We start from the raw sequence: 376 nt of genomic DNA on the forward strand, positions 1-376 counted from the left end.
ACGCCCGATACCGGGATATCCCGCAGAAAGGCGAAAGGCACGACGACGAGGGCCGGCACGGCCATGTGAAGCAGCTCGAGCGTATTCGTGCCGGGCTGTGTCAAAGCCATGTCAGCATCCGCAAGGACCTGGCGAGTGCCAGGCGAAGCCTCCTGTCGAGTTCGCAATCGCCTTCGTCGAACAGCGCTGCTATGTCGTCCGCCGTCGCACCGCAGGATACCAAGGCCCCGTCCCTACGATGTTCTGGTTGGTCTGCCCTGATCTCGTTCGAGCCTGTTCTGCTCTCGAATCTGCGGGCGGCGTGGGCGATCTCGAAAGAAAGATGGGACATCGTTTGAGCGAGTGGATCTCTTACTCCAACAGATGTGCTTCGTTG

Annotated in this window: 2 protein-coding genes; one reads left to right on the forward strand and one right to left on the reverse strand. The window is 60.1% G+C overall.

Features of this window, described 5'->3' with window-relative positions; all coding sequences use genetic code 11:
* Positions 1-100 precede the first annotated feature (100 nt).
* Positions 101-223, reverse strand: coding sequence for a hypothetical protein (locus EZM41_RS14740; protein WP_446697833.1), 123 nt, complete (start codon positions 221-223; stop codon positions 101-103).
* Between the two features lie 15 nt (positions 224-238).
* On the opposite strand from EZM41_RS14740, the gene EZM41_RS14745 reads away from it, so the two are divergent.
* Positions 239-376, forward strand: a 138-nt coding sequence (locus tag EZM41_RS14745; RefSeq protein ID WP_198470804.1) for a DUF501 domain-containing protein, incomplete at its 3' end; no start/stop codon positions are given.

This window comes from Acetomicrobium sp. S15 = DSM 107314, assembly GCF_016125955.1.
In the GTDB taxonomy this organism is placed as follows: Bacteria; Synergistota; Synergistia; order Synergistales; family Thermosynergistaceae; genus Thermosynergistes; species Thermosynergistes pyruvativorans.